At 70.8% G+C, this 24,679-nt stretch carries 22 protein-coding genes; 13 read left to right on the forward strand and 9 right to left on the reverse strand.

Annotated elements, in window-relative coordinates; genetic code table 11:
* Nucleotides 1–20: 20 nt before the first annotated feature.
* Nucleotides 21–1,376: a uroporphyrinogen-III C-methyltransferase gene (gene cobA / locus AB0B57_RS09555; protein ID WP_357067132.1), complete on the forward strand. Its 1,356-nt coding sequence runs from the start codon at nt 21–23 to the stop codon at nt 1,374–1,376.
* A gap of 260 nt (nt 1,377–1,636) precedes the next feature.
* Complete coding sequence (locus tag AB0B57_RS09560) at nt 1,637–2,923, forward strand: hypothetical protein (RefSeq protein WP_357067134.1); 1,287 nt, start codon at nt 1,637–1,639, stop codon at nt 2,921–2,923.
* Nucleotides 2,924–2,974: 51 nt separating this feature from the next.
* Here the strand turns inward: AB0B57_RS09560 and otsB are convergent, their stop codons facing one another.
* Together otsB and AB0B57_RS09570 are read right to left on the reverse strand one after the other, a co-directional pair.
* Complete coding sequence (gene otsB, locus AB0B57_RS09565; protein ID WP_357067241.1) at nt 2,975–5,539, reverse strand: trehalose-phosphatase; 2,565 nt, start codon at nt 5,537–5,539, stop codon at nt 2,975–2,977.
* Between the two features lie 41 nt (nt 5,540–5,580).
* The gene (locus AB0B57_RS09570) at nt 5,581–6,981 is read right to left on the reverse strand and encodes a trehalose-6-phosphate synthase (protein WP_030488230.1); all 1,401 of its coding nucleotides are present in this window, start codon (nt 6,979–6,981) and stop codon (nt 5,581–5,583) included.
* A gap of 431 nt (nt 6,982–7,412) precedes the next feature.
* Here AB0B57_RS09570 and ettA point away from each other — a divergent pair, with 431 nt between their 5' ends.
* The 4 genes from ettA (at nt 7,413) to AB0B57_RS09590 (ending at nt 10,993) form a co-directional block, all read left to right on the forward strand.
* Nucleotides 7,413–9,089, forward strand: coding sequence for an energy-dependent translational throttle protein EttA (gene ettA, locus AB0B57_RS09575; protein ID WP_357067136.1), 1,677 nt, complete (start codon nt 7,413–7,415; stop codon nt 9,087–9,089).
* A 12-nt stretch (nt 9,090–9,101) separates the two neighbouring features.
* Entirely contained in the window at nt 9,102–9,548 is a 447-nt protein-coding gene (locus AB0B57_RS09580; RefSeq protein WP_357067139.1) for a thioesterase family protein, read from the forward strand.
* Nucleotides 9,545–10,276, forward strand: coding sequence for a hypothetical protein (locus tag AB0B57_RS09585; protein ID WP_357067141.1), 732 nt, complete (start codon nt 9,545–9,547; stop codon nt 10,274–10,276). Before AB0B57_RS09580 ends, AB0B57_RS09585 begins: the two co-directional genes overlap by 4 nt.
* A gap of 132 nt (nt 10,277–10,408) precedes the next feature.
* The gene (locus tag AB0B57_RS09590; RefSeq protein WP_357067143.1) at nt 10,409–10,993 is read left to right on the forward strand and encodes a YbjN domain-containing protein; all 585 of its coding nucleotides are present in this window, start codon (nt 10,409–10,411) and stop codon (nt 10,991–10,993) included.
* Between the two features lie 22 nt (nt 10,994–11,015).
* Here the strand turns inward: AB0B57_RS09590 and AB0B57_RS09595 are convergent, their stop codons facing one another.
* The 3 genes from AB0B57_RS09595 to AB0B57_RS09605 all read right to left on the reverse strand — a co-directional run bounded on the left by AB0B57_RS09595 (nt 11,016) and on the right by AB0B57_RS09605 (nt 14,233).
* Nucleotides 11,016–11,444 (reverse strand): globin, encoded by a 429-nt coding sequence (locus AB0B57_RS09595; RefSeq protein WP_357067144.1) that lies wholly within the window; start codon nt 11,442–11,444, stop codon nt 11,016–11,018.
* Nucleotides 11,445–11,608: 164 nt separating this feature from the next.
* Entirely contained in the window at nt 11,609–12,988 is a 1,380-nt protein-coding gene (locus AB0B57_RS09600) for an MFS transporter (protein ID WP_357067147.1), read from the reverse strand.
* Nucleotides 12,989–13,222: 234 nt separating this feature from the next.
* Entirely contained in the window at nt 13,223–14,233 is a 1,011-nt protein-coding gene (locus tag AB0B57_RS09605) for a mechanosensitive ion channel family protein (protein ID WP_357067244.1), read from the reverse strand.
* Between the two features lie 479 nt (nt 14,234–14,712).
* Here AB0B57_RS09605 and AB0B57_RS09610 point away from each other — a divergent pair, with 479 nt between their 5' ends.
* The 4 genes from AB0B57_RS09610 (at nt 14,713) to AB0B57_RS09625 (ending at nt 18,250) form a co-directional block, all read left to right on the forward strand.
* Nucleotides 14,713–15,090 carry a DUF2089 domain-containing protein gene (locus AB0B57_RS09610; RefSeq protein ID WP_357067149.1) on the forward strand — a complete coding sequence of 126 codons (378 nt, stop codon included), beginning with the start codon at nt 14,713–14,715 and terminating at the stop codon, nt 15,088–15,090.
* Nucleotides 15,090–15,347, forward strand: coding sequence for a hypothetical protein (locus AB0B57_RS09615; protein ID WP_357067151.1), 258 nt, complete (start codon nt 15,090–15,092; stop codon nt 15,345–15,347). Before AB0B57_RS09610 ends, AB0B57_RS09615 begins: the two co-directional genes overlap by 1 nt.
* An 11-nt stretch (nt 15,348–15,358) precedes the next feature.
* Nucleotides 15,359–15,781 carry a hypothetical protein gene (locus AB0B57_RS09620; RefSeq protein ID WP_357067153.1) on the forward strand — a complete coding sequence of 141 codons (423 nt, stop codon included), beginning with the start codon at nt 15,359–15,361 and terminating at the stop codon, nt 15,779–15,781.
* Between the two features lie 207 nt (nt 15,782–15,988).
* Nucleotides 15,989–18,250, forward strand: coding sequence for a helix-turn-helix domain-containing protein (locus AB0B57_RS09625; RefSeq protein ID WP_357067155.1), 2,262 nt, complete (start codon nt 15,989–15,991; stop codon nt 18,248–18,250).
* A 22-nt stretch (nt 18,251–18,272) separates the two neighbouring features.
* On the opposite strand, the gene AB0B57_RS09630 is transcribed toward AB0B57_RS09625, so the two are convergent.
* Entirely contained in the window at nt 18,273–18,614 is a 342-nt protein-coding gene (locus AB0B57_RS09630; RefSeq protein ID WP_357067157.1) for a GlsB/YeaQ/YmgE family stress response membrane protein, read from the reverse strand.
* A gap of 97 nt (nt 18,615–18,711) precedes the next feature.
* Between AB0B57_RS09630 and AB0B57_RS09635 the strand changes: the two genes are divergently transcribed.
* Nucleotides 18,712–19,218, forward strand: coding sequence for a GNAT family N-acetyltransferase (locus AB0B57_RS09635; protein ID WP_357067159.1), 507 nt, complete (start codon nt 18,712–18,714; stop codon nt 19,216–19,218).
* A gap of 161 nt (nt 19,219–19,379) precedes the next feature.
* Here the strand turns inward: AB0B57_RS09635 and AB0B57_RS09640 are convergent, their stop codons facing one another.
* Both AB0B57_RS09640 and AB0B57_RS09645 read right to left on the reverse strand, forming a co-directional pair.
* Nucleotides 19,380–20,357, reverse strand: a complete 978-nt coding sequence (locus AB0B57_RS09640) for an aminoglycoside phosphotransferase (protein ID WP_357067161.1) — start codon at nt 20,355–20,357, stop codon at nt 19,380–19,382.
* A gap of 197 nt (nt 20,358–20,554) precedes the next feature.
* On the reverse strand, nt 20,555–21,133 hold the full coding sequence (locus AB0B57_RS09645; protein ID WP_357067163.1) for a helix-turn-helix domain-containing protein: 579 nt from the start codon (nt 21,131–21,133) through the stop codon (nt 20,555–20,557).
* A gap of 92 nt (nt 21,134–21,225) precedes the next feature.
* Between AB0B57_RS09645 and AB0B57_RS09650 the strand changes: the two genes are divergently transcribed.
* Both AB0B57_RS09650 and AB0B57_RS09655 read left to right on the forward strand, forming a co-directional pair.
* Nucleotides 21,226–22,239, forward strand: coding sequence for an aldo/keto reductase (locus AB0B57_RS09650; protein WP_357067165.1), 1,014 nt, complete (start codon nt 21,226–21,228; stop codon nt 22,237–22,239).
* 329 nt (nt 22,240–22,568) lie between these two features.
* Nucleotides 22,569–23,360: an SDR family oxidoreductase gene (locus tag AB0B57_RS09655; protein ID WP_357067167.1), complete on the forward strand. Its 792-nt coding sequence runs from the start codon at nt 22,569–22,571 to the stop codon at nt 23,358–23,360.
* Nucleotides 23,361–23,506: 146 nt separating this feature from the next.
* On the opposite strand, the gene AB0B57_RS09660 is transcribed toward AB0B57_RS09655, so the two are convergent.
* Complete coding sequence (locus AB0B57_RS09660) at nt 23,507–24,655, reverse strand: helix-turn-helix transcriptional regulator (RefSeq protein WP_357067169.1); 1,149 nt, start codon at nt 24,653–24,655, stop codon at nt 23,507–23,509.
* Nucleotides 24,656–24,679 lie beyond the last annotated feature (24 nt).

Below are 24,679 nucleotides of genomic sequence, written 5' to 3' on the forward strand. Positions count from 1 at the left end.
CTCCGCCTCGGAGGTGTGGCGTGACCTCCAATCCGTACCCCCTCGGTTTGCGGCTCGCCGGGCGGCGGGTGGTTGTGGTGGGCGGCGGCGCGGTCGCCACCCGCCGGGTGCCCGCGCTGCTGGACGCCGGCGCGGACGTCCTGCTGGTGGCACCGGAGCTGACCCCGGCGCTGCGCGCCCAGGTCGACGCGGGTCGGCTGCACTGGGTGCCGCGCCGGTTCGCGGTCGAGGACCTGGACGGTGCCTGGCTGGTCCAGGTGGCGATCGACGACCCGATGGCGGCGGCCTCGGTGAGCGCCCTCGCCGCCGAGCGACGGATCTTCTGCGTCCGGGCCGACGACCGGACGGCCGCCACCGCCTGGACGCCGGCGGTGACCCGGCACGGCCCGGTCACCGTCGCGGTGCTCGGCGGCGGCGACCCCCGCCGGGCGATGACCGTCCGCGACGCGATCCGCGACCTCCTCGCGGTCCGCCTGGCACCGGAGCGGCTCGCCCCGACGCAGAGCGGGTCCGACGCTGCGGCCGCGATGGCCGGGGCGGCCGGGGCGGCCGGGGCGGCCGCTGCGACCGGGTCCGCCGCTGCGACCGGGTCCGCCGCTGCGACCGGGTCCGACGCTGCGACCGCGACGGCCGGCGCGGCCGGGCGGCAGGTTGGGCGGGTGGCGCTGGTGGGGGCGGGGCCGGGGGACCCGGAGCTGATCACCGTGAAGGGGTGGCGGCTGCTCACCGAGGCGGACGTGGTGGTCGCCGACCGGTTGGTGCCGGGGCTGCTCCTCGACGAGCTGCGCCCGGACGTCGAGCTGGTGGACGCCTCGAAGATCCCCTACGGACCGTCCCGGGCCCAGGAGGAGATCAACCAGATCCTGGTCGACCGCGCCCTGGCCGGCGCGTTCGTGGTGCGGCTCAAGGGCGGCGACCCGTACGTCTTCGGGCGGGGCGGTGAGGAGCTGCTGGCCTGCGCGGCGGCCGGTGTGCCGGTGACCGTGGTGCCCGGGGTGACCAGCTCGATCGCCGCCGCCTCCGCGGCCGGGATTCCGGTCACCCATCGGGGCGTGGCGCACGAGTTCACGGTGGTCTCCGGGCACGTGGCACCCGACTCACCGGCCTCGCTGGTGCGCTGGGACGCCCTCGCCGGCCTGCGCGGCACCCTGGTGATCCTGATGGGGCTGAAGAACCTCGCCGCCATCAGCGAGACCCTGATCGCCCACGGTCGGCCACCGCAGACGCCGGCCGCCGTGGTGCAGGAGGGCACGACGGGTGCCCAGCGGGTGCTGCGATCCACCCTCGGCGCGGTGGCCGCTGACACGCTCGCCGCCGATGTGCGGCCGCCGGCCGTCGTCGTGCTGGGAGACGTGGTGGGGGCACTCGACGGCTGACCGGCGACCGAACGCGGCGGCGCGACCGTCCGGCGCCGGACCCGAGCCTCATCGAGGTCGCTGGCGACGCCGATCGGGCACGGGAGGGCACCGGCAGGGTAGATCTTGGACAGTTTCCGTTTTCGCGTAACGGAAACTGTCCAAGATTGCCAGCTGCGGCGGGTGAGGCACCGCAGTTTCGCGGGTGCCGGCTTGACCGGTGAGGGCGGATACGGACCGGGGAACCGGGGGTGTCGGTGGTTGTCGACACAATGTCGCTCATGTTCACCGTGAAGGACCCGCACGAGACGTGGCGAACGGACCTGCTCAGACCCGTCGCGCTGCGGTGTGCGGGCCCTGACCTGACCACCACCTTCGAGGACCTCCCCTCGCAGTGGCGCGCCGCCCCGGTCCGGACACTGCGGTGCACGGACGCGGACGGCTCCTGGGCCGCCCTGGTGACAGTGGTCCGTGGTTATCCGCAACAGCCGGGTGACTCGCTCGTCGGCAACGAGTTCGGCCGTGATCCGCACACCGCCTACGACCTGGACTCGCCCGGAAACCTGGTGTACGAGCTGCAGGTGACCGAGGACGACGGGTCCGACGAGCATGAGCTGCTGGAGTTCCGGCTCTTCGGCGACCCGCAGGCCGCCGGGGCGGAGGTGCTGCGGTGGGCGGGGAAGAAGGCGGCGTACTCGGTCCGCCCGTCGGTGGAGCGGGCCGAGACACGGCAACGCCGGGCTCGTCGACAGTTCGACAATCGCCAGGTCAGTGCGGCATCGCCGCAGGTCCGGATCGACGTGGTGGCCGGCGAGGCCGCCGCGGACCTCGACGCCATCGACAGGTCCGCGTTGTGCTGGCACTTCCCGCGCGGGAACACCGGCGCGTACCTGCGGTCCGCAGTGGTCGCGCTGGCCGGCTACGGCGAGCAGCGGCCACACCTGCGGGGCCGGTGGCTCACCGCACGGGCCGAGGGCGAGCAGTTGGTCATCGGCATCGACGAGCTGATCCCGGCCAACCAGCGGCACCGCTGGGACAGCGCCCGCTGGCTGTGGGACCGTCGAGCGGCGACCACTCCGGCCGGGCTTCGCTGGCAGGTCGACCGGGTCGAGCAGGCCGCCCCCGCGGTCGCGGCCGTCCACCGTGGCGCGCTGCCCGAGGCGCTGGCCAACGCCGGGGTGCAAACGGATCCGGAGCTCGACGCGCTGCTGACCGGTGTGCCGTACCGGCTCTCCGACGCCGAGCTCACCCCGACCTGGGTGGCGACCCTGCACCGGGGTCTCGCCGACCTCGCGCCCTGGCGGCTGGACGCGGCGTACCGGGGGTGGCGGGACGGCCGGCAGGCACTGGGGCTGCCGGTCCGGGATCCGGTTGTCCTGTTCGGCCTCGGCGGCGTCGGCGCGGTCCGTAAACCGAAGCTCGCGCTCGACCACACCGGCGACGCCCCACTGCTGTGCCTGATCCACACCGGCAGCAGCGCGGTACTGCCGTACGCGCACTGGACGGTGCCCACCGACCTCGGTGCCCGCCTGTACGGGTGGCAACCGAGCCTGCCGTACCCGCACTGACCGACGGGGCCGGAGCGTAAGCGCTCCGGCCCCGTCACACGTGCGGTCGAACTACTGCTTGAGCATGTTGTCCAGCAGCAGGGCACAGCGGATCAGACCGAGGTGGCTGTACGCCTGCGGGTGGTTGCCCAGCCCACGCTCGGCCAGCGGGTCGTACTGCTCGGGGAGCAGCCCGGTCGGACCGGCGGTGAGCACCATCTGCGCGAACAGCTCCTCGGCGTCGGTGCGGCGGCCGGTGCGCAGGTACGCCTCGATCAGCCACGCCGTGCAGATGTGGAAGCCGCCCTCACGGCCGGGCAGGCCGTCGTCCCAGTGGTAGCGGTAGACGACCGGGCCGCTGCGCAGGTCCGCCTCGATGCGCAGGACGGTGGACAGGAAGCGCGGGTCGTCGCCCGGGAGCAGGCCGGAGAGCCCGATCCAGAGTGACGAGGCGTCCATGTCCTCGTCCCCGTACGCGACGCTGTACGCCTCGACGTCGGAGTGCCAACCCTGCTCCAGCACGTTGGCGCCGATCCGGTCGCGCAGGTCCTTCCACTCCGGCCGGTCCTGGCCGCCGTGCTCGCGCATGACGTGCAGCGCCCGGTCGACGGTCATCCAGCACATCACCTTGGAGAAGACGTGGTGCCGTGGTGGCAGCCGCGCCTCCCAGATGCCGTGGTCGGGCTCGTGCCAACGGCGGCGGACCGCCTCGACCATGTTCTCCAGGACCCGCCACTCGTCCTCGCGGACCGAGCCGCGCGCGTCGGCGACGGCCGCGATCAGGTCGGCGATCGGGCCGAAGACGTCCAGTTGGAGTTGGTGGTTGGCGAGGTTGCCGACCCGGACCGGCCGGGAGCCGGCGTACCCGGGCAGCGTGTCGATGACCGCCTCGGCGCCCAGCTCGTACCCGTCGATGGTGTAGAGCGGGTGCAGTCGCTCCGGGTGGCCGCCGGTGCGCTCGATGCAGCCGTCCACCCAGCGCAACAGCGCCTCGGCCTCCTCGACGGAGCCGAGGTCGACGAGTGCGCGGGCGGTCAGCGCGGCGTCGCGCAGCCAGCAGTAGCGGTAGTCCCAGTTGCGGACGCCGCCCAGCTCTTCGGGGAGCGAGGTGGTCGCCGCGGCCAGGATCGAGCCGGTTGCCTCGTGGCAGAGCCCGCGCAGGGTGAGGGCGCTGCGCGCGACCAGGTCACGGGCGGTGGACGGCAGCCGCAGCGAGGCCACCCAGTCCTTCCACGGCTGCTCGGCCGCGGCCTGCCGTTCGTGGATCGGCACCCGGTGGTGCTCCAGGCTGTGCGTGCCGAAGCGCAGCTCCAGCACGACCTGCCCACCGGCGGCGGAGAGGTCGACGATCGCCTTGGCGGTCTCGTACCCGCCGTCGTTGCCGACCTCCCACTCCACGCCGGGGGCGTAGAGCGCGACCGGCTCGTTGGAACCGAGCACCAGCAGGCCGTCGCCGAGTGGCTGCAACTGCACGGCTACCTGACCGAACTCGGGTCTCGGCGCGAACTCCACCCGGGCCTTGCCACTGCCGGTGAGCACCCGGATCAGTGTCGAGTCGCCGGTGATGACCGCGGGGCTGTCGTCCGGTGTGGTCTCCCGGGCCGGCTTGTCCAGCCAGTCGGTGACGGTGAGCCCGGACCACCGGGTCTCCACGGTCATCGTGCCGGAGCGGTAGCGCTGGCCCAGCGGGATGCCGCCGCGTTCCGGGGCGACGCTGAAGTGACCGGCCGGGCTGCCACCCACCAGGTCGGCGAAGATCGCCGCCGAGTCGGGCTTGGGGTGGCAGAGCCAGCTCACCTTGGCCTCGGGGGTGAGCAGCGCGACGGTACGACCGTTGGCCAGCATGGAGTGCCGCTCGATCGGCACGGCCCGCTCGCCGAACAGCCAGTGCCGCCGGGTCTCCAGCAGCAGCGCCAACGCCCGGGCGGCCTCCAGCGGATCGCCCACCCGGTAGCTGGCCTTGGTGTCCCCGGGGCCGATCTTGATGCCGAGGTCGGGACCGTGCAGGTGGCCGAACGCGTTCTCGTCGGTGATGTCGTCGCCGATGAACAGCACCGCGCTGGAGGCGAGCTGGGTCCGCAGTTGGTCGAGCGCGGTGCCCTTGTGGGTGGCCACGACGGAGAGCTCGATGACCTCCTTGCCCTGGGTCACCGTGACGCCGTCGAAGGTGGCCGGGCCGGTGCGGACCGCCTCGATGGCCGCGGCGGCCACCTGGGGGTCGACCCCGCGGGTGTGTACCGCGACGCTTGCCGGCTTGCGTTCCAACCGGATGCCCGGATGCTTGGCGGCGATCTCGCGTAGCGCGTTGCGAACCTCGGTCCGCACCGCGACCAACTCGGGGGAGAGCCGCTCGACGAAGCCGATGTCGAACTCGGAGCCGTGGCTGCCGACGAGGTGCACCTCGCTGGGCAGTCGCGACAGCGCGGCCAGGTCGCGCAGCGCCCGGCCGGAGACGACCGCCACGGTTGTCTGCGGCAGCGCGGCGAGCGCGCGGACCGCGGCCACCGACTCGGGCAGCGGGACGGCTGTGCTCGGGTCCTCCACGATCGGCGCCAGTGTGCCGTCGTAGTCGCAGGCGACCAGGAGTTGGGGGACCCGGGCGATCCGGCCGATGGCGGAGCGCAGCTCGGGGTCCATCACCCCGGTGGCCGTGGCGGCTCCATCGTTGACGGTCGTGTTCACTCGGCCTCCGCCTCGGGAACTCCGAGCTCGGAGAGGAAAGACTTGGCCCAGTGGCCCACGTCATGGGTACGCAGGTGACGTTGCATTGTCCGCATCCGGCGGCGTGCCTCGGTTTTCTCCACGTGCACTGCCCGGAGCAGGGCGTCCTTGACCGCGTCCGGGTCGTGCGGGTTACACAGGAAAGCCTGGCGCAGCTCCGTTGCGGCGCCGGCGAACTCACTGAGCACGAGCGCGCCGCCCTGGTCGGCGCGCGACGCCACGTACTCCTTCGCGACCAGGTTCATGCCGTCTCGTAGCGGTGTCACCATCATCACGTCGGCAGCAACGTACATTGCGGCGAGTTCACTGCGACTGTACGACTGATGCAGGTAATGCACTGCCGGCACGCCGACCCTGCCGAATTCGCCATTAATCCGGCCAACCTCGCGCTCGACCTTGACCCGAAGTGCCTGGTAGTGCTCGACGCGCTCGCGGCTGGGCGTGGCCACCTGCACCATAACCGCGTCGGGAACTGTCAACTTTCCGTCAGCAAGCAACTCGCGGAAGGCCTTGAGGCGCAACTCGATGCCCTTGGTGTAATCCAGCCGGTCCACGCCCAGGATGATCGTCTTCGGGTCGCCCAACTCGGCGCGGATCTGCTTGGCCCGGGCCTGGATCGCCGGGTCGGCGGCCATCCGCTCCATCTCCTGGGTGTCGATCGAGATGGGGAAGGCGCCCGCCTTCACCTGCCGACCGTCGACCTGGATCATCTGCCCCTCGTAGCGCAGCCCGAGCAGGTGCCGGGCCAGCCGGACGAAGTTCTGCGCGGCCAGCCGCTGCTGGAAGCCGACCAGGTCGGCACCGAGCAGGCCGCGCAGGATCTCGGTGCGGAACGGCATCTGCATGAACAGCTCGATCGGCGGGAACGGGATGTGCAGGAAGAACCCGATCCGCAGGTCCGGGCGCAGCTCACGGAGCATCGCCGGGACCAGCTGGAGCTGGTAGTCCTGCACCCAGACCGTCGCACCCTCGGCCGCGACGTCCGCAGCGGCCTCCGCGAAGCGGGCGTTGACCAGCCGGTACGCCTCCCGCCAGCGGCGCTTGTAGGCCGGCGTCTCGACCGCGTCGTGGTAGAGCGGCCAGATCGTCGCGTTGGACTGGCCCTCGTAGTAGCGCTCCAGCTCCTCGGCGCTGAGCGGGACCGGGTGCAGCCGGATCCCCTCCAGGTCGAACGGCTCGGGGGCGGCCCCGGTGCCACCGGCCCAGCCGACCCAGGTGCCCTGGTGTTCGGCGAGCACGGGGTGCAGCGCGGTGACCAGCCCGCCAGGGCTGCGTCGCCACTGCCGGCCCTCGGGTGTGCTCACCTCGTCGACCGGCAGACGGTTCGCCACTACGACAAAGGAGCTACGGACGGTCACGATCGGCCACCTCCGGGTACTGACGGGTCCACCGCGAATGAGCGTACTGAGCGTAGCTGCGGCGTCTTGTGCCTCGTGCCGGAGTCTCCTACCCGCCTCGTACGCGCTGAAATCCCCAGGGTGATCTTGTCGACAGCCCGTCGATCAGAGGTCGATGATCGGCAGGGGATGATCGACTCCGGTTGCATGAAAACGGGTTATCCAGACGCGGGGGACGGCCCGATTTCCATAAAGTCGAGTGGATCATGGGCCGGCGGAGGCGCGCCCGCGTACTCCTGGGGCGGGGTGATGTGGGCGAAGCGCGGCGTACCTGTCAGGATTGACGATGGCGTGCGCGTGGCCGGCTCCCGGCCGGCGGCGGCGGGCGGATCTCACAGCCCGCGCCGCGCCGCCGATCAGGCGACAGCAAATCGACGGAGGTAGCCCGCACCGTGGCCCAGTACATCTACGTCCTGGAAAAGGCACGCAAGGCGCACGGCGACAAGGTCGTGCTCGACAACGTGACGTTGAGCTTCCTGCCGGGGGCCAAGATCGGTGTGCTCGGTCCGAACGGCGCCGGTAAGTCCAGCCTCCTCAAGATCATGGCAGGGCTGGACAAGCCGAGCAACGGCGAGGCCCGACTCATGCCCGGCTACACCGTCGGCATGCTCGCCCAGGAGCCCCCGCTCAACGACGCCAAGACCGTGCTCGGCAACGTCGAGGAGGCGGTCGCCGAGACCAAGGCCAAGCTGGAGCGATTCAACAAGATCGCCGAGCAGATGGCGACCGACTACTCCGACGAGCTGATGGAGGAGATGGGCAAGCTCCAGGAGGAGCTGGACCACCTCGACGCCTGGGACGTCGACTCCAAGCTCGAGCTGGCCATGGACGCGCTGCGCTGCCCGCCGCCGGACGCCGACGTGACCCAGCTCTCCGGTGGTGAGCGCCGCCGGGTCGCGCTGTGCAAGCTGCTGCTGGAGGCACCCGACCTGCTGCTGCTCGACGAGCCGACCAACCACCTGGACGCGGAGAGCGTCTCCTGGCTGGAGCAGCACCTGGCCAAGTACGCCGGCACCGTCATGGCGATCACCCACGACCGGTACTTCCTCGACAACGTGGCCGGCTGGATCCTGGAGCTGGACCGTGGCCGGGCCATCGGCTACGAGGGCAACTACTCCACCTACCTGGAGAAGAAGGCCGCCCGGCTGGCCGTCGAGGGTCGCCGCGACGCCAAGATGAAGAAGCGCCTCACCGAGGAGCTGGAGTGGGTCCGCTCCAACGCCAAGGCCCGGCAGACCAAGTCCAAGGCCCGCCTGGACCGGTACGACGAGATGGCCAACGAAGCGGAGAAGACCCGCAAGCTCGACTTCGAGGAGATCCAGATCCCGCCGGGCCCGCGGCTGGGCAGCACGGTGATCGAGGCGGTCGACCTCAGCAAGGGCTTCGGCGACCGGCTGTTGATCGACAACCTGTCGTTCTCGCTGCCGCGTAACGGCATCGTCGGCATCATCGGCCCCAACGGCGTCGGCAAGACCACCCTGTTCAAGACCATCGTCGGGCTGGAGCAGCCGACCGGCGGCCAGGTCCGGGTCGGCGAGACGGTCTCGCTGTCGTACGTCGACCAGAACCGCGAGGGCCTCAACGGCGACAAGACCGTCTGGGAGGTCGTCTCCGACGGGCTGGACTACCTGATGGTGGGCAAGGTCGAGATGCCGTCGCGGGCGTACATCGCCGCGTTCGGCTTCAAGGGACCGGACCAGCAGAAGCCGACGAAGGTCCTCTCCGGCGGTGAGCGCAACCGGCTCAACCTGGCGCTGACCCTGAAGATCGGCGGCAACGTCATCCTGCTCGACGAGCCGACGAACGACCTGGACGTGGAGACGCTGTCCAGCCTGGAGAACGCGCTGCTGGAGTTCCCCGGCTGCGCCGTGGTCATCTCGCACGACCGGATGTTCCTGGACCGGGTCGCCACGCACATCCTGGCCTGGGAGGGCGACGACCAGGACCCGTCCCGGTGGTTCTGGTTCGAGGGCAACTTCGAGGCGTACGAGAAGAACAAGATCGATCGCCTCGGCGCGGAGGCTGCCCGGCCGCACCGGGTGACCTACCGCAAGCTGACCCGCGACTGACCGGCCGAGAAGGTGTCTGACCGGTTCGTCTACCACTGCACACTGCGCTGGTCCGACCTGGACGCGTACGGCCACATCAACAACTCGCGCTTCCTCACCCTGTACGAGGAGGCGCGGGTGGCGTTGATGTTCGCCGGTGGTCGGGCGTGGGGGGTCGGCTCGTTCGCCAACGGGGTGGTGATCCGCCGCCACGAGGTCGACTACCTGCGCCCGGTCGACTACGCGCTGGGTCGGGCCACCGCGGAGGCCGCGCCCACGGTGCGGATCGAGCTGTGGGTGGAGGAGATCCGGCACGCCTGGTTCACCGTCGCCTACGAGCTGTACGACGGCGAGGTGCTGGCCAGTCGGGCCCGCTCGGTGCTGGTGCCGTTCGACCTCACCCGCCAGGTGCCCCGGCGGATCACCGCGGAGGAACGGGCCTTCCTGAGCACGTACGCACCGCAGGGCGGTCTGGCATGACCCGGCCGGGCACGGCCGAGCCGGGACGGACGGCGACGCACGGTGTGGCCGGGGTGGCGGACGCCGGTGCCTTCCTGGCCCGGCTGGTCCGGTTGGAACCGACCGCACCGGTCCGGCTGCGGCCGGCCGGTGTGCCCGGTCGGATCGCCCTCTGGGCCCGTCTGCCGTGGCAGGTCCTGGTGGTCCGGACGGTGGCCGCCGGGCCGGCCGACGGCACCGCCGGGGACGTGACGGTGGCCGCCGCGGAGCTGCTCGCCGAGCTGGAACGCGGTGGCACCGCCCTGCCGGTACGCCGGGACGCGCAGTGGCGGTGGCCGCTGCCCCCGGCGGGCAGCCGGGCGGTGGAGGCGCTGCCCGTCGTCGAGGTGCGGCGGATCGCGGACGCGGCGGCGGGCACCCTGCGCACGGCCACCGAACAGGGCGTGGCCGGCCGTGCGGTGGGCCAGCGGGCGCTGCGGGACGCGCTGCTCGACCACGTGGCGGTGCTCGTCACGCCGGACGGGCCGCCCGCCCGGCCGGTCGAGGTGTCGCAGCGGCTGGTGCAGGGGGTGGTCCGGATGGGCTTCCTCGGTGCCGCCGACCGCCCGGCCGTCGGCCACGACGAAGCCGCCGTCGAGGTCCGGGTGGCCGGACGTTGGGTCGGCCTGGCGGGACCATACGGAGCGGCATGGTTGCAGACGGCTACGGATCTTGCGGTGACGCCCCTCACTCCTCGTCCGAACGGGTGACCCCTGCTCATTCTTCTGGGCAGGGGCGGTCGTTGGGGGGGTGCTACAACTCGGCTGTCCGGGTACCGTCCATCCTCGGATCCAACGCACCGTAGGCGACTGGATCCGCTGGGGAGTGAGGTGCGACGAGCGATGCCGTGGTGGTCATGGCGCCCCGGTCCCGCCGACGGCGGCGATCCGGGAACCCGAAGCGGGATCACAGTGGAGAGCGCGGTCCGGGTCGGGCCGCCCAGCCCTCGCCAGCCGGGGGACGACTGCCCGGCCAGCGAGCGACCAGTGCTGAGCGAGATGTTGGCCACCGTCGAGCCGGTGAGTCTGCGCCGCGTCTGCGACGCACTCGACCTGCTCGACGTGCGCTATCTGGCCGATGGCGACGGCAACCTGCTGGCCATGTGGGAGCGGCACGCCGTGCTGGTCACCCTCGAAGGGCCGGAGGACGAGATCCTGGTCATGCGGGCACGCCCGCACGCCACGGTCCCGCCGGACTGGGCCGACCGGGCCTATCGGGTGGTCAACGAGTGGAACCACACCCGCCGGTTCTGCAAGGCGTACATCGGCGACCCGACCGAGCGCGGGCAACTACCGATCTACGCCGAGCTCCAGGTGCCGCTCGGTGCCGGCACCCACGACGCGCTGTTGGTCGAGATGCTCGACTGCGGCGCGGCGGTCGCCACCAGCTTCGTGGACTGGCTGCACGACGAGGGCGCGCTGCTCTGACGCCACGGGTGGTGCGGCCGGGTCAGACGCCGTCGGCCGGGTCGTCCATGACGTTGACCATGAAGTACGCGGCCCGTTCCAGGTAGTCCCAGAGTGTCGCGGCGATCTCCGGCTCGAGGTCGAGCTGGTCCACGGCGCGGCGCATGTTGCGGAGCCAGGCGTCCCGTTCGGCGGCGCCGATCCGGAACGGCGCGTGCCGCATCCGCAGCCTCGGGTGGCCACGCTGGGCGGAGTACGTGTTCGGGCCACCCCAGTACTGCATCAGGAACAGGGTCATCCGCTCCGCGGCCGGCCCCAGGTCGTCCTCCGGGTACATCGGTCGCAGCAGGGGATCGGTGGCGATGCCGGCGTAGAACTCGTCGACCAGCCTGCGGAAGGTGGGCTCGCCGCCGACCGCTTCGAAGAGGGTCGTCGAAGCACCGGGACGCTCGGATTCGCCTGCGGGGTTCACCGTTCCATCCTGCCAGGTGCGCCGTACGCCAGCCCGACCCGCTCGGCGTGCGTCGGATCACGCCGGACCGATGCGTCCCGCTGGCGGGCGCTCAGCCCGCGCGCGGGGTGGACGGGCGTGCCCCGGGCGCTCAGCCCGCGCGAGGCGGACGGGCGTGCCCCGGGTCAGGTGACCGCGTGCCGGCGGTGGCCCTCGCCACTACGCGGCTCGGGAGGGCCCGCGGCCGCGCCGCCGGTGTCGTCCGGATCGTCGGGCGGCGCGGCATTGGCCGCCGTGGCCGCCGCGATCGCGTCGTCGATCGTCTGCCGATCCGGCCACCACAGCGCGGCCACCGCCATCAGCACCACGCCGACCGCGCTCCACACCCCCACCACGAAGGGGATGTTGTTGAAGCGATCGGCGATCAGCCCGGTGGCCAGCACCGCGAAACCCTGGATGACCTGGACACCGGTCGCCATCACCCCGAAGGCGCGGGCCCGGAAGCCGTTGGGCAGCGCCTGGACGAAGAGCCCGTTGGCCATCGGCAGCATGCCGGCGACCGCGAAACCACAGAGAGCGGCAAGCAGTGCCACCGCCAGCGGTGGCGGATCGAACAACGTCGGCACCAGCATCAGTGGGGCGAGCACCGCGAGCGGCCGCATCAGCTTCAGCCGGCGGGCCGGGCCGAACAGACGGCTCACCAGCAATCCGCCAAGGATGAAGCCGACCGGGCCGGCCACCATGATCACCGCCTGGGCCGTGCTCGCGCTCATGCCGCCGCTGCCCTCCTCGTTGGCCCAGCCGACGGCCAGCCCCTCGGGGAGGATCGAGAAGAGCATCGCGCTGAACACCAGCACCGCGATCGCCCGCAGCACCGGTGTGCCGAACACGATGGTGAAACCCTGGCGGGTCTCCTGCAGCAGGTGGCTGCGGTGTGCCGGGTTCGGCACCGCCGAGCGGTCGCGCACGCCGAAGCGGACCAGCAGCGCCGAGACGCCGAACGTGGCCGCGTTGAACAGGAGCGCGACCCGCGGGTCGATCGAGGCGACGGCGGCACCGAGCACGTACCCGACGATCTGGGCCGCCTGCCCCACGCTGGCGTTCAGCGACAGCCCGAGCACCAGCCGGTCTCCGGCGAGCATCTGCGGCATCAACGCCGACTTGGCCGCCTGGCTCGGCGGGTTGGCCAGCGTGGCGGCGAAGATGAGCACCAGTACCGCCTGGTACGACAACAGCGGGATGGCGATGAGCAGCATCAGCGCCATCCGGATGAGGTCACACGCCACCATCACCCGCCGGTACGGGTACCGCTCCGCGAGTGCGGCGAGCACCGGACCACCGAGCAACCAGGGCAGGAAACTGACCGCGAAGGCAACCGCGGAGAGCCCTACCGAGTGGGTCTTCTGGTAGACGAGCAGGGTGACGGCGGCCTTCGCGACGTAATCACCGACCCAGGAGAGAGCGCCCGCCGTGAAAACGGCGCGGAACTCCTGCTGGGCGAACACTTCGCGAAAAGTGGCGGGGTCTTCCGCGGAAGGTCGCTCGTCGGGCACCGTCGCCTCCATCGGCCTCCGAATCGGCCGCTCGTGGCAGCCCGGCCGGAGGCGCTCGTCAGATCTACGGATCAGCGAGGTTGTGATCACGCTTTGGCGGGAACGCGTGCTCCGGATTCTGCCCGATCGTCTGACAACTATCTAGGCCGAACGGGTCATTCGTCGCTTCCCCGACTGAACGAACGGACGATACCTGAGGGGCCGGCGGGCTCGCGACCCCCGAATCCGAGGACAGTGCCGGGTGGGTCAGGTGGCACCGCCCTGACCCGTCTCACCGTCGGGCAGCGGCCGGGGCGGCAGCCCGGGATAGATGCGGGCTGCCGCGATCTGCGCGGTGATCCCCGAGTTTTCCAGTGCCTCCGCCAGCCGCCTGCGCAACTCCCGGCCCACCGCGAACTGCCCGTCCGCGGTCGTCTTCACCACCGTCCGGATGACCGCACCGTCCACCGTCACCTGCTCGACACCCAGCACCTCCGGCGCCTCCACGATCTCCGGCGACAGCTCCGGGTCCACCGCGATCGAGGCGGCGGCGGTGCGCAGGACGGCGGTCGCCTCCTCGGTGCTGTTGAACCCGATCGGCAGGTCCACCACCACGAGGGCCCAGCCCTGGCTCTTGTTGCCCACCCGGATGATCTCGCCGTTGCGGATGTACCAGAGCACCCCGCGACCGTCGCGCACGGTGGTGACCCGGAGCCCGACCGACTCGACCACGCCCATCGCCTCGCCCAGGTCGACGTTGTCGCCCACGCCGTACTGATCCTCGATCAGCATGAACAGGCCGGCGATCAGGTCCTTGACCAGGCTCTGCGCGCCGAAGCCCAGCGCGACACCGGCGATCCCCGCGCTGGCCAGCAGCGGCGCCAGGTCGAAACTGAACTCGCGCAGGATCATCAGCAGGGCGATGCCGAAGACGAACGCGGTGGTCAGGCTGCGCAACACCGAGCCGATCGCCTCGGCCCGCTGCCGTCGTCGCTCGGGCACGAACTCGGTCGGGTCGACCGCGGCGCTGGGCACCCGCTCACGCAGCGGCCGCAGCATGGTCGGCACCGCACCGTCGGTCGTCGTACGGACCAACCGGTTGAGGGTGCGGTGCACCGCCCAGCGGGCCACCATCGCCAGCGCCACGATCAGCAGCACCCGCAGCGGCTTGAGCAGGATCCAGTAACTGCCCTCGGCGAACCAGGCCGACCTGGTCATTCGGTACAGGAATTCGCAGGAGGAACTGCCCTGGCAGTTCACCGACCCGACGGTGGACAGGGCAAGGGGCGTCACGCTGGCGGCACTCACCCTGTCTTCGTACCGCAAGGACCCCGCGCGCCCGCCGCCGACCCACCGGCCGGGTGACCGCCCGACCGGACGCTGGCGAGCAGTGACGATCGCTTCCTTGTAAACCCGGGGGGTGTCTCCGCCTCCGGGCACGACGATGCCCCTGACCGGCGGCTAGGGCCTGTTTCACCAGGGCGGTCGAGCCGAGGCGGAGTCCGGGCGGCGATCCGGCAAGGCGCGGTTTCGTCCGGATACCGGTGTCGTATCCGGACGAAACCGCAACGCCGCCGGTAGTCGTCCGGGCCCGCCGCAGGCCGGCCAGTCCTTGTGAAACAGGCCCAAACCTGCCCATCTCCGGATGGGACCGCCCGCGTGCTCCGCCCCACTCCGCCACCGACCACGGGCAGAATCTTAAGAAAGTTAAGATCAACCTCTTGGAACTTAAGGATTTCTGAGCTACAAATTCAGGTATGACAGATCAGGCGATGGACTGGCAGGACCTCACCAGCCTGACGCGAGGGCAGCCGTTCGTCGTCGAGCGGGTGCGCCTGGCGAGCAACGGCGTCGCGATCGAGGGCGAGTTCGAGCCACCGCAACTGGCTCAGCTCAACGTCGAGGATCAGGTCTTCGTCACGGCGTTCGTGCGCTGCCACGGTTCGATCAAGGAGATGGAACGCATCTTCGGGGTGAGCTACCCGACGATCAAGTCACGACTCAACCGGATCACGCAGATGCTCGACTTCGTCGAGACCGATCCGGCGCCCTCGCGAGCCGACATCATCGACCGGTTGCGCCGCGGTGAGATCACCGCCCAGCAGGCACTGGCCGAGCTGGACGGCCGGCCGTGATGCCGCAGTTGGTGACCGTCCGGGTCGACCGCCCGGACCGCCGGCCCATCCGCTTCTGGGTTCCGGTGCTCCCCGTGGTGCTCGTGCTCTTCCCGGTCGTGGTCCTGGTCGTGCTGGCGGCGATCGTGGCCTGCGTCGTGTTCCGCATCGGCGTGCTGCGGGCACTCGGCGCCGCCTGGCGTGTCGTCTCCGCGTTGCCCGGCACCCGCTTCGACATCGCGCAGGGCCACTCGGCCGTGCTCGTGGCTATCCGATAGGAGAGGTTCTGATGACCGAACAACGCAAGGACATCCTCGACATGCTGGCCGCCGGCAAGATCACCGCCGACGAGGCGGAGCAGCTCATCGCCGCACTCGAACGCGACCAGGCACCGGCGACGGCGAGCCTCGACGCCCGATCGAAGGGCAAGGTGAAGTACCTGCGGGTGCTTGTCGACGCCACCGACAACGGCGAGCCGTCGCGGGTCAACGTGCGGGTGCCACTGCAACTGCTGCGCGCTGGCGTACGACTGGCGGCGTTGGTCCCGCCGCAGGCCCTGGTCAAGGCCAATGCCTCCCTCAGCGACTCGGGTGTGCCGATCGACCTGACGCAGCTCAAGCCCGAGCAACTGGAGGCGCTCGTGGAGCACCTCGACGAGGTGACCGTTGAGGTGGATTCACCCGATGCCACCGTGCGGGTCTTCTGCGAGTAGGCGCCGTCTGCTGGACGACCCCCGGAGAGTGCGCGGTAACACCCTCCCGAGGCTGCACCCACCGCGTCCGGCCGCTGGGGGGAGGCGTGCCGGCGCGACCCCGGGAAGGACAACCATCGAGGTACGCGGGCAGCGGCCGATCGCGACCACCGCGGCGGACGACCTCGGGGACACGAAACCGCCTTCAGCGGCACCTATCATCTCGAGATGATCGAGCCTGTGCTGTCGTTCGGTGAGCATCTGCGGGCGTTGCGCCGGGCGGCGGGTCTCACCATCGAGCAACTCGCCGAGACGTCCGGGGTCAGCGCTCGCGCGATCAGCGACATGGAGCGCGGGCACAGCCGTACTCCGCAGGCCAGGACACTCGTCGCCCTGGCCGATGGCCTGGGCCTGGACGACGAGGGCCGCGCCGGGTTGGTGGCGGTCGTGCGGGCAGCCCGCTCGCCCAGTGCCGCCGGGCGACCACGGCTGTGCGAGCTGCCGCGCGGGGTCGGCGACTTCGTGGGCCGAGACGCCGAGCTGGCCATCGCCCGGGCCACCGCCGGGCGGGCCGCCGGTGGCGATGGCCCGCCGCCGGTGTTGGTGGTGCACGGGCCACCCGGGTTGGGTAAGACCGCCTTCGCGGTGAGGGTGGCCGAGGAGTTGCGCGACAGCTTTCCGGGCGGCGCGCTGTTCCTGGACCTTCGCGGCACGGACGCCGTACCGCTGCCGGTCGGTGAGGCTCTTCGTCGGCTGCTGCGGGCGCTGGACGTCAGTCCCAGCCAGATCGCCCACACCGATGACGAGCGGTCGGCGCAGCTACGGGCGGTGCTGCGGGATCGGCCCTGCCTGCTGGTCCTCGACAACGTCGGTTCGGAGACGCAGGCACGGATGTTGTTCCCGGCCGGGGGACGGTGCCTGGTCGTCGTGACGAGCCGCCGGGCACTTGGCGGCCTGGAGGGCGTCGTGCGGGTCGGGCTGCCGCCGCTGGCCGTGGCCGAGTCGGCCAGCCTGTTGGCGGCGATCGCCACGCAGGCCGCAGACCCGACCGCGGTCGCACAGGTCGAGTTGGTGTCGGGGCTGTGTGGCCACATGCCGCTGGCGCTGCGGATCGCGGGCACCCGCCTTGCCGCGCGTCCGCAGTGGACCATCGACCACCTGGTGGACCGACTCGGCGACGCGGACCGCCGGCTCGCCGCTCTGACCGCCGGTGACACCGGGGTGGCGGCCGCGTTCGCGCTGTCGCACGCCCAGTTGTCGGACCCGGCGGCCTTGCTGTTTCGTCGGCTCGCCCACGTGCCGGGTGTCGACTTCGCGGCCCCGTTGGCGGCCGTGCTGACCGAGACCGGCGTGTTCGAGGCCGAAAAGCGGCTCGATGAGCTTGTCGAGTTGGGTCTGCTGCAGGCCGAGGGCGTCGACAGGTATCGGTTCCACGACCTGATCCGGCTCTACGCCGGCGAACGGCTGTCGGCCGAGGAGTCCCCGGCCACCCGTACGGCGACCGCCCGGCGGATGACCGACTGGTTGCTGGAGACCGCGATCGTCGCGGGCCGTTGGTACGAACCCGCGTACGGTGCGTTGCCTGATGACTGGGACGGTCTGGTGCCGTTGGCCACGTTGGAGGAGGCCGGTGCCTGGCTGCGGGCGGAGACGGACAACTGGCTCGCCGCCCTCCGCGTCGCAGCCGAGGACGGCCGAAATGAGCTGGTCGTCCGTGTCGCTGACGCCGTCCACTGGTACTCCGACTCAAGCGTCCTGTGGCTCGGATGGTACGAGGTGTATGGGCTGGCGCGCACGGCTGCGGCCGCGCTGCCCGACCGGCGCAGTCACATCGCCCAGATGAACGGCTTCGCGTGGGCGGCGATCTATGGCGCCGACCGTACCGAGGAAGGCGCCGAGGTGGCGATGGAGGCCTACCGGATGGCCGAGGCGATCGGTGACCTGGAGGGGCAGGGCTGGGCACTGCAGTTCGCCGCGGCGGCCTGGCGGCGCCTAGGCCGGCTCGACGAGTCGGTGTGGGCCCTTCGCGAGGCCCGTGACCTGGCCGACCGAGCCGGTGACCACGACGGTTACCTACAGATCTTCCAGGGCATCGGATTCGCACTGGTCATCATGGGCCGTCCCGACGAGGCCATCGACGAGTTTCAGCAGGCACTTGTCGAAATGGACCGTCGCCCGGTGTCTGCCCGGGCGGACCTTGGCGCCCGCGCCGGTGCCCTGAGCGGCCTGGCCGAGGCACACAACCTCAACGGCCACTGGGCGCAGGCGCTGGAGGCGGCCGAACGGGCGTTGCCGGTCGTACTCGAACGGGGTGAGTCGATCATGATGGGCGACCTCTACTTCGAGTTGGGCAGGGCCCGAGCCGAACTGGGATTCGTCGCCGAGGCCCGTGCCGACCTCACTCGCGCCCTCCAACTGCTCGACGGCACTGGCCGTCGCGATCCCCAACAGGCCATGGCCCGGGAGATCCTGGCCAGGCTGGGCACCTGAGGTGCTCCGGTCATGAGGTGCTTCAGCCCTTGGTCTGGCTGCGACGGGCCCGCCGACGGGGCTTGTCGTCGCCGCCGGCAAGCCGAGTGAAGGTGAGCATGTTCGCCAGGGCCACGGCGACGATCGCGAGGCCGACCTGGATCGCGAGCACCACCCAGTCCCAGCGCAGCACCCACACCTTCACGCTGGCACCGTCGTCGATGTCGAGCGCCCTGGCGACCACCGCGCCCAGCACCGCCGAGCCGACGCCGAGGACGAACGTGGCGAAGACGCCGATCCGTTGCCTTCCCGGCAGGATGAGCCGGCCCAGCAGGCCGACGAGGGCACCGATGAGCACCGCGCCGAGATAACCGCTTACCAGCATTGCCGTCTCCCCTCCAGCAGTGCCGACGTACATGCCCGGATCTCACCTGCCCGGAAACCCCGTACCGCCTGCTCGACATGATGGATAGCCTGCCGGCATGGCAAAGGTTGTCACCTACCTGGAGATGAACAGCGCCGAGGACCTGCGACCGGGGAAGGTCGTGCCGGACCTTCTCCTCCGGCGCGTCGACGGTGGCCTGCCGCTCGTGCGGGCCATCAATGGGCAGGTCGGAGCGCCCTACGGGTGGCGGAGCGCGTTCCGCACGGACGAAGAGTGGCAGGAGCTGACGCGGTGTCATCCGCTGCGCCAGTACCGGTTCATCACCCTGAACGACGAAACCGTGGGGGTGGCGAACCTGGAACCCCAGCCTGGCGGCGACGTGGAGATCACCACCTTCGGGCTGTTGCCGGCATTCGTCGGGAGGGGTCTCGGTGGCCATGCGCTGACCCTGACCATTCGGCAAGCCTGGGACAGTGCGGCCGTGGGCTCTCCGACGGTACGCAGGGTGTGGCTGCACACCAGCTCGTTGGACCATCCGAATGCCCTGCGCAACTATCAGCGCCGCGGCTTGACCGTCTACCGCACCGAGGTCGAAGCCGAGTAACAGTCGACTCAGGCCGAATCACACCGGCGAGTACGCGCAGGGCCTTGCCGGCGGTGTACGGACTATTCCGGCCCTGGCAGCGCGCCGCGCGGCGGGCTCGACGTCAACCTGGCCGATGCCCCGTACACGGTGGCGTCTGATGCCACCAACTCGCTGAGGCATCAGATTGCGGCGAGTGCCTTGGCGATGTTCCACTCGGCTAGGTCGAGCATCCATTGCCGATCCGGGAAGTCGGTGTCCGCGATGCGCAGCGGACCCTCGATCAGCGACAGCACCTGTGCGTACCGGTAGAGCTCCAGCCGGTGAGGATCGAGATCGACCGGACGCAGCGCTGGATACGCCTCGCCGAAGCGCATTTGCAGCCAGGCGTGCTCCCATTCGACGTCGAAGTAGGCCAAACCCTCGAAATCGATCATGACCGGTTCGCCGGCCGGCGTGACGAGTACGTGATCCGGTCCAAGCTCACCGTGCACCAGTGCGTATGTCTGTCGTGGCGCCACCCTGCCACGAAGGTGATGCACATGGGCGGCGATCCGGTGATGCGCCTCAGCCAACCGCGCATCGCGGGCCACTGCTGCGTCCAGGTGGCCGAGCGCCCGGTCCACGATGATGTCCTCGGTGCGTCGAGTCTGGGAGGCCTCTCCCCGGGAGATAGCCGCGAGCTTGCCATAGCGCGGGCCGCGGGTGGTGTGCATGCGGCGCAAGGCGTCGCCGAGCGTAGCTAGCGGCGCGGTGGCGGCTGCGGGATCGCGTTCCATCAGCGCCTCGAGCCGTAGCGCGCCGGCGTCTTCAAGCAGCGCGATGTCGGCGTCAAGGTAACGGCCGTCGCGGTCGAGCATGATCAGACGCGGTATGCGCACCCCGGCAGCGGCGAGTGCAGCGTGGCTGGCGGCGAACAGTTCCGCACCGGACGCGTCGGTGAAGGGGTCGTCCGGGACCGTCGGCGACGGTGGCCAGTAATTCTCGCCCGCCGCCCACACATACAAAATCACGGTTGTCTGGTCGTCGAGGCCAAGCCTGTAGACGCCCTTCTTGCTGCCGCCGGTCAGCCGATCCAGCCCAGCAAGTCGGCTGTTGGAGCCGAATTGCTCCGCCACCAAGTCGTGCAACTCATCCGACTGCAGGAACGTCCGGGTCATGGTCGCCTCTCGTCAGGTCGACCGGCCATGCTGCCCCGCGACGCAGCACCGCGCAATCGGGTTACCGCGCGGGACGCCAGGACCGAGCCAGCCGTACGCAGTGCCGTTCGTAGCCTTCTCGCGGGGGTCGGCAGCGGCGAGAGCACAGACCCGGTGCGTCACGCCATGGCACCTTCAGCACGGGCCGAACCCTCGCGTTATGCCGTTGCCGGGGGTGCAGGGGGCGCGAGCGGGCGCAGGCCGTCGAACAGAACGGCAAGGCTCCGGTCGATGACGGGGCCGGGGTAGTCACCGGTCTCCGCCGCCATGCTGGCGCCCCGCAGCAGGGCGAGTATCTCGGGCATGTCGACGTCGGGGCGTACGGCGCCGACGCGTTGGGCGTCGCGCAGCAGGCCTGCCAGCGCTTCGCGCATCCTCGTACGCTGCTCTGCCTGTTCGGCTTTGACATCGATCCCGGCGCTGCGCAACGCGTCGGTCAGGGTCTTCTTGCCCGCCGCGTCCGCGACGACCTGCGCGAAGAACGTGAAGAACCCGGTCTCTGGCTCCGCGGCGGCGCGCAACCGGGCGGCCTCGTCGAGCAGCAGGTCCACCCGCGCCGAGACGATCGCCGCGTAGAGAGCTTCCTTGGTGGCGAAGTGCCGGTACACGGTGCCGACGCCCACTCCGGCTCGGCGGGCGATCTCGTCCATGCGGGCGGTCGGTCCCTGCTCGCCGAGCACGATCTCGGCCGCTTCGAGCACCTTCGCGCGGTTGCGCGCCGCATCCGAGCGGATCATGCCGGCCTCCTCCGGTCGAGCACCCTTGACGAGCGGAATCCAGATTCCGTATCTTCAAGCGGAATCGTGATTCCGATTGTACGAGGGGTGGCATGCGGTACGCGACACTGGGTCGATCCGGCCTCCACGTCTCCCGGGCCTGCCTGGGCACGATGAACTTCGGCACCGACCCGCAGGCACCGACGCCGGCCACCGAGGCCCGCCGCGTCATCGGCGAGTTCCTCGACGCCGGCCACAACTTCATCGACACAGCGGACACCTACCGAGGCGGCACCAGCGAAGAGGTCGTCGGCCAGGCCATCGCCCACCGCCGCTCCGAGGTCGTCCTGGCCACCAAGGGGGCGGCACCGCAAGGTGCCGGACCCAACAACCGGGGCCTGTCCCGCGCCCACCTGACTCGCGCCCTGGAGGCGAGCCTGCGTCGACTGGGCACCGACTACGTCGACCTGTACCAGTGCCACGTGCCCGACCCGGACACTCCGATCGACGAAACCATGGCAGCGCTCGACGGCTTCGTGCGCTCCGGCAAGGTCCGCTACGTCGGCTGCTCCAACTTCACCGCCGCCGGCATCGTCAGCGCACAGTGGGCGGCGCACCGCGTCGGCGGCACACCCTTCATCAGCCTGCAGGCCAACTATTCCCTGATCACGCGCGCCATCGAGGCCGAGATCGTGCCCACCTGCCAGCACCACGGGCTCGGCATCCTCGCCTACAGCCCGCTCGGCAGCGGCCTGCTCGCCGGTCGATACCAGCGCGGCACCGCGCCGGCCACCGGATCCCGACTCGCCGAGTGGTCGGCCATGCCCAGCCCGATGGCACGCGCGTTCGTGACAGGTCTCCTCGCCGAGCGGCATTTCGACATCGTCGACGACGTCACCACCGTCGCCGCCGAACTGGGAACGACCCCGCCAACCGTGGCGCTCGCCTGGCTCGGCAGCCGCCCCGAGATCACCTCTGTGGTCCTCGGCCCCCGCTCGGCCGAGCACCTGAGCGCCAACCTCGCCGGCCTCGCGTTCGAGCTGCCGGAAGGCGTCTCCAGCCGGCTGGACGCGGCAAGCCGGTGCACCATCACCCCTCCGGTCAACGGCCAGCACCACACCGCCTGATCCAGCGACGAGGTGGTCCTGGGCGATGACGGACGAGGGATGATCGATCCGGCCAAACCGGCGTCGTTCACCACGGCTCCGACCCACAATGTGATCGGCAGCCGACGCCGGAGCGCCCGCGCGTGGGTGGGTCGACACCACGCACCGGTACGGCGGACCCAGGCACCCCGAGACGGGACGTTCCGCGCAACTCCGCCCACACCAGTGTCAGCCAGCCACTGACGCGGTGCTCATCAGATGCTCATCGGTCTGCGGCAAGGTCGAGAGGAAGCACGTGCCGACGTCCGGCAGGTGCACCGACCGGCGACCACTCACGAGGAGAACAGCACGTGGACCTGCAGCTCAGCGGCAAGACCGCATTCATCAGCGGATCCAGTCAAGGCATCGGTTACGCAACCGCGAAGGCCCTGGCCGGCGAGGGTGTCAACGTGGTCCTCAACGGCCGCGACCCGGCAAAGCTGGCCGAGGCTGTCGACGTGTTGCGTCGGGAGGCGCCCGGCGTATCCGTCACCGGTATCCAAGCCGACTTCTCGGTTGCCGAGGACGTCGACAGGCTGTGCGACGAACTGCCAAGCGTTGACATTCTCATCAACAACGTGGGGCTCTTCGAGCTCAAACCCTTCGACCTCATTTCCGACGAGGAGTGGCGGCGCTACTTCGAGGTGAACGTACTCAGCGGGGTCCGGCTTGCGCGGCACCTCATGCCGGCGATGCTCGACCGGGGGTGGGGCCGGGTCGTGTTCGTGAGCAGCGAGTCGGGCGTCAACATTCCCGCCGACATGATTCACTACGGCACGTCCAAGACGGCGATGCTCGCGGTGGGCAACGGCCTGGCGAAGCTGACGAAGGGCACTGCGGTGACCGTCAACTCGGTGCTGGGCGGCCCCACCTATTCCACAGGCGTCGCCGAAACGGTCAGGTCGCTGGCCGATGCCCAGTCCCTCCTTGAGGACGACCTGAAGGTGGCGATCATCGGTGCCAACCAGACCTCCCTCCTGGGACGCTTCATCGAACCGAGTGAGATCGCGAACGCCGTGACCTTCCTCGCCAGTCCCGTAGCGTCCGCAATCAACGGATCGGCGGTACGCGTCGACGGAGGTGTGCTGACAACGATTCTGTGAGCCCGCGGCGGGATTGACCCGTCGCTGGGCGAGCAGGCCCCGGGCTGTGGTCCTGATCGCGATGCCGGGCATCGGGGTCAGGGCCGCGCATCCTGACGCCCCGGCGTGGCCACGCACCATCGTCCCGGGCCGGAGCGGCCGGCGAGTCAGCGGGTGAGGCCGACAAGCGTCGCCAGTCGCGCCACGCCGGCCGGCGCCGGCTGCGCGCGGGCAACCTCGGCGATCACGGTACGCGCCAGAGGCCGGCACCGAACCTCAGCCGGCGCGACACTGTCCGCGTCCACCAGGGCGCGGGCAGCCCCGCGCAGGTCACCAACCTGGAGGTACGCCCGCGCGACGTCCACCAGGTACGCGCCCCGATACTCGGCCGGCAACCGCCGCCACGTCTCCCGCCGCACCACGCCCGAGTGCCCGTGCAGCGCCTCGTCGGCGTCACCCCGTTGGGCCGCCACCACCAACCGAGCCAGGTCGACGGCGATCGGCCCGAAGTTGGTGCGGTGCGTGTCGTCGTACCCCCGAAGGTGTGCGGCAACGCCCGCGGCCCGGTCGGTCAGCTCCCCGGCGCGGTGGTGGTCGCCGCTGCCAGCGGCGGCGAGAGCGGCCTGCACCAGCAGCGTCCCACCCACCGCCCGCTCCCCCGCCGACCGCTGCGGCCGAACACGGTTCGCGGCAGCGAGGGACGCGGCCAGGGCCAGGCGGTCGCGGCCGGCGGCGCGGAGCGCCTGGCTGACCGAGATGGCCGCGGTCGCCGCGAGCGCCGGGTCGTCGGCGGCAGTGGCCATCGCCCGGTCGGCCGCCAGCCAGGCCAGGTCGGCCTCGCCGAGCTTGACCAGCAGTGACGAGGTGATCCGGTACGCCGGCACCAGCACCTCCGCCGACCGCACGCCCTGAACCGCGTCCAGCAGACCCGGCAACACCCGCACCAACTGCCCGTAGTGCGCGTGCTGGTAGGACAACCAGGCGTACCCGATCTGCCTCCGCAGCTCCTCCGGCGTCTGGGCCGGGGCCTGCGGGACGTCGTAGCGGGCGAGCGCGGCCCGGATGTCGTCCACCCCGTCCGGCGTGCCCGCCGGGGTGCTCGGCTGCTGACCGAGCAGCACCTCCGGGTCGACCCGCAGGACGTGGGCCAGTTCCTGGATCACCGAGTACCGGTCCAGGGTGCGCACGCCCCGCTCCACCTTGTCCACCCAGCTCTTCGACCTACGCAGCCGGTCGGCGAGCATCTGCTGCGTCATCGACCGCCGCACCCGCCAGCGGGCCACGCGGCGACCGATCGGGAGGTCATCGTTGGTCACGCCGCCACCGCCGGTCCGGGACCG

Origin of the sequence: Micromonospora sp. NPDC049101 (assembly GCF_040648675.1) — a bacterium.
Lineage (GTDB): Bacteria > Actinomycetota > Actinomycetes > Mycobacteriales > Micromonosporaceae > Micromonospora.

Coding starts and splice junctions, on each gene's coding strand:
- AB0B57_RS09560 (WP_357067134.1), top strand. CDS start 1,637: ATGTTCACCGTGAAGGACCCGCACGAGACGTGGCGAACGGACCTGCTC.
- otsB (WP_357067241.1), bottom strand. CDS start 5,539: ATGGACCCCGAGCTGCGCTCCGCCATCGGCCGGATCGCCCGGGTCCCC.
- AB0B57_RS09585 (WP_357067141.1), top strand. CDS start 9,545: ATGACCCGGCCGGGCACGGCCGAGCCGGGACGGACGGCGACGCACGGT.
- AB0B57_RS09590 (WP_357067143.1), top strand. CDS start 10,409: ATGCCGTGGTGGTCATGGCGCCCCGGTCCCGCCGACGGCGGCGATCCG.
- AB0B57_RS09600 (WP_357067147.1), bottom strand. CDS start 12,988: ATGGAGGCGACGGTGCCCGACGAGCGACCTTCCGCGGAAGACCCCGCC.
- AB0B57_RS09610 (WP_357067149.1), top strand. CDS start 14,713: ATGACAGATCAGGCGATGGACTGGCAGGACCTCACCAGCCTGACGCGA.
- AB0B57_RS09615 (WP_357067151.1), top strand. CDS start 15,090: ATGCCGCAGTTGGTGACCGTCCGGGTCGACCGCCCGGACCGCCGGCCC.
- AB0B57_RS09620 (WP_357067153.1), top strand. CDS start 15,359: ATGACCGAACAACGCAAGGACATCCTCGACATGCTGGCCGCCGGCAAG.
- AB0B57_RS09625 (WP_357067155.1), top strand. CDS start 15,989: ATGATCGAGCCTGTGCTGTCGTTCGGTGAGCATCTGCGGGCGTTGCGC.
- AB0B57_RS09630 (WP_357067157.1), bottom strand. CDS start 18,614: ATGCTGGTAAGCGGTTATCTCGGCGCGGTGCTCATCGGTGCCCTCGTC.
- AB0B57_RS09635 (WP_357067159.1), top strand. CDS start 18,712: ATGGCAAAGGTTGTCACCTACCTGGAGATGAACAGCGCCGAGGACCTG.
- AB0B57_RS09640 (WP_357067161.1), bottom strand. CDS start 20,357: ATGACCCGGACGTTCCTGCAGTCGGATGAGTTGCACGACTTGGTGGCG.
- AB0B57_RS09645 (WP_357067163.1), bottom strand. CDS start 21,133: ATGATCCGCTCGGATGCGGCGCGCAACCGCGCGAAGGTGCTCGAAGCG.
- AB0B57_RS09650 (WP_357067165.1), top strand. CDS start 21,226: ATGCGGTACGCGACACTGGGTCGATCCGGCCTCCACGTCTCCCGGGCC.